The sequence below is a fragment of the Paraburkholderia sp. genome (genome assembly GCF_035656215.1).
Classification (GTDB): domain Bacteria; phylum Pseudomonadota; class Gammaproteobacteria; order Burkholderiales; family Burkholderiaceae; genus Paraburkholderia.
In genome coordinates, this window is sequence record NZ_DASRSY010000432.1 from 1 (window position 1) to 2,543 (window position 2,543).

The 2,543-nt window shown below is 63.2% G+C and carries 3 protein-coding genes and 1 pseudogene; 3 read left to right on the forward strand and 1 reads right to left on the reverse strand.

Features of this window, described 5'->3' with window-relative positions:
* Positions 1-384, forward strand: a pseudogene (locus VFE81_RS25335) (colanic acid biosynthesis glycosyltransferase WcaI); the annotation flags it as partial.
* A 31-nt stretch (positions 385-415) separates the two neighbouring features.
* On the opposite strand, the gene VFE81_RS25340 reads toward VFE81_RS25335, so the two are convergent.
* Positions 416-922: a hypothetical protein gene (locus VFE81_RS25340; protein ID WP_325047211.1), complete on the reverse strand. Its 507-nt coding sequence runs from the start codon at positions 920-922 to the stop codon at positions 416-418.
* A gap of 176 nt (positions 923-1,098) precedes the next feature.
* Between VFE81_RS25340 and VFE81_RS25345 the strand changes: the two genes are divergently transcribed.
* Together VFE81_RS25345 and VFE81_RS25350 are read left to right on the forward strand one after the other, a co-directional pair.
* Positions 1,099-1,719 carry a putative colanic acid biosynthesis acetyltransferase gene (locus VFE81_RS25345; RefSeq protein WP_325047212.1) on the forward strand — a complete coding sequence of 207 codons (621 nt, stop codon included), beginning with the start codon at positions 1,099-1,101 and terminating at the stop codon, positions 1,717-1,719.
* Positions 1,720-1,948: 229 nt separating this feature from the next.
* The coding region (locus VFE81_RS25350; RefSeq protein WP_325047213.1) for an FAD-dependent oxidoreductase at positions 1,949-2,543 on the forward strand (595 nt) is incomplete at its 3' end.

The window sequence follows — 2,543 nt, forward strand, 5'->3', positions numbered from 1 at the left end:
TCGAAGCTCACCGGCATGTTCGCAAGCGGGCGCGCGGTGGTGGCCATGGCGCGGCGCGGCACGGGTCTTTACGACGCGGTGTCTCCGCGCGGTTTGGTCGTGCCGCCGGACAACGTCAAGACTTTGGCGGCCGCGATCACGGTGCTGGCAAGCGATCCCGAACGCCGCGCGGCGCTCGGCAAGGCGGCACGCAGTTATGCGGAGCGCGCCCTGTCGCCGGAGTCGACGATCGCTACGTTTGAAGCGCGGCTCGCGGCGCTGGTTCGTGAGTCACGCGGCAAGCATGCGAAGGCGGAGGTGCCGTATTTCAGCGGCCCGCGGCCCTCGACTGCTGCGACCCGGCGGCGCAAGCCGGCTACAAGGGAGGAAGCCGCGCCGGATTGATCCGGCAAGCGGCCATCTCATGAATGCACTATCACCACGGGGATCGATAGACGGCGTGTTTGCCCGGATCGTACGGATTGGCGTAAGTGGCTCTCGCTGCGCCTTCGGGCATCAAGCCGTCGGCCGCATTCCGACCGCCGGGCTGACCGGCCACGCGGACCTTGCCGTTGGCGGCCGCTTGCGCCTTGTTGCGCTGGCCCTTGCCTACGGCCGGCTGCGCGCCTTGCCCTCCGCCCAATACCGTCATGCGTTGTTCATCGAGCAGCGCTGCCTGCTGGGCGTCGGCGGTATTGCCTTGCTGCGCGTCTGGCGAACCGTATTCGCGCGGGGCGCCGAGCAACTGCGCTTCGCTGTTGCGACGCGCGGCGCCCGGGTTGGCGCGCGCAGCTGGAGCGGGGGTACTGTAGGCGGTCGCAGCCGTAGCGGCGAGGGTCGGCGCAGCGGGCGCGGGTGCTGCGTTCTGCGCGAGCGCAGGTGCGGCACACGTGACGATGGCGAGAAGCAGCGAGGTTGTCGTATGCCGAAACGAAATGGTCATCGTATGCCCCGGGGAGATGCGGTCTCAATAGAGCTATCGTGCGCCAACCAGCACGTGGGTAACCGCCAAAACGCTTGCCCGTACGGCCATGAAGCCAGCTTCAGTAAGGAGTCGAAACATAATGTAAGCGTGACGCATGAGTACGTTGACTCACGTTCGTGGTCTGGAGAAAGCTGATGGGTAACGTTGCCGACGATCCGCAGATCGGGCGCACGCCGAAAGTCGAAGGCGTCCGCGAGGATGGCCGCGTTATCGATCTCAGCCGGGCTGGAAAGGGAAACTATCGCGCGAAGCGCGGGGCCCTGATCGAACTCATCTGGTTTGTGATTGAGGCCTGCGTGATCAACAACAAGTTGCTGCCTCTGTCGTCGGTACGGGTTGGGCTATTGCGTCTGTTCGGCGCGAAGATCGGCATGGGTTGCCGCTTCGTGCATCCGCTGCGTGTGAAGTCGCCGTGGAATCTGGAAGTGGGCGATAACTGCTGGTTCGGCGTCGACGTCTGGATCTACAACCAGGCGCTGATCCGCATCGGTTCGAACGTTTGTATTTCCCAAGGCACATTCCTGAGCGCCGGGTCTCACGATATGAGCACCACGATGGATCTGCGCGTCGCGCCGATCGTCATCGAGGACGGTGTCTGGATCACCTCAAAATGTGTTGTGCAGATGGGTGTGACGATCGGCCGGTCGGCCGTGGTGACGCCGTTGTCCGTCGTGCATCGTTCACTCGATCCTGAGGGCGTGTATGGCGGCAACCCATGTCGTTTTATCCGGAACCGTTTCGATTCCGTGAGCTGAAGCACAGAGAGAAGACCGCAGCGTTTATACGCTGGGGAGGCCAAGTCGTTGACAAGCCGGAATGTCGGCGGCCGCAATGGGATTGTCGATCGATTTCCTTGATCGGCACTCGCGGCGATGCCGATGAGGTGGTCGGTAACGGCGCGTGCGTGGTTTGCTTGCCAGCCCCGGTTGGATGAGTAGCCGGATTGACGCACTCAGAGATGCATGAAGACGATGGGGAGTAGGGATGTTCATCGATACTCGCACTGTTGAACACAACACGGTCATTGAAACGACGGTCTGCATCATCGGCGGAGGGGTCGCCGGCATTACGCTTGCGCTGGAGATGTCGAGGGCGGGGATCGACACCTGCATGCTCGAAAGCGGGGGCTTCGGGCCGGATGACGAAACCCGCGACCTCTATCGCGGCGAAAACGCCGGGCTTCCTTATTCGTTCGCAGACGGCTCGCGCAGCCGTTACTTTGGCGGCAGCAGCAACTGCTGGGGCGGCTGGTGCCGTCCGCTCGATCCATGGGACTTCGAAAAGCGCGACTGGATCCCGCACAGCGGCTGGCCGTTCGGCCTCGAAGAACTGGCGCCGTACTACGCGCGTACGCATGAACTGCTGAAGCTCGGCCCGCAGAATTTCGACCCCGCTTACTGGGAACGCGAGATCGGACGCCATGACGTGCGTCGCATACCGCTTGCGACCGGCGATATGCGTGATACGGTCGCGCAGTTCAGCCCTCCTGTGCGTTTCGGCAAGGCGTATCGCGACGAGCTGTCGCGCTCATCGCGGGTGCGCGTGTTTCTGTATGCGAACGTCCAGAATATCGACGCCG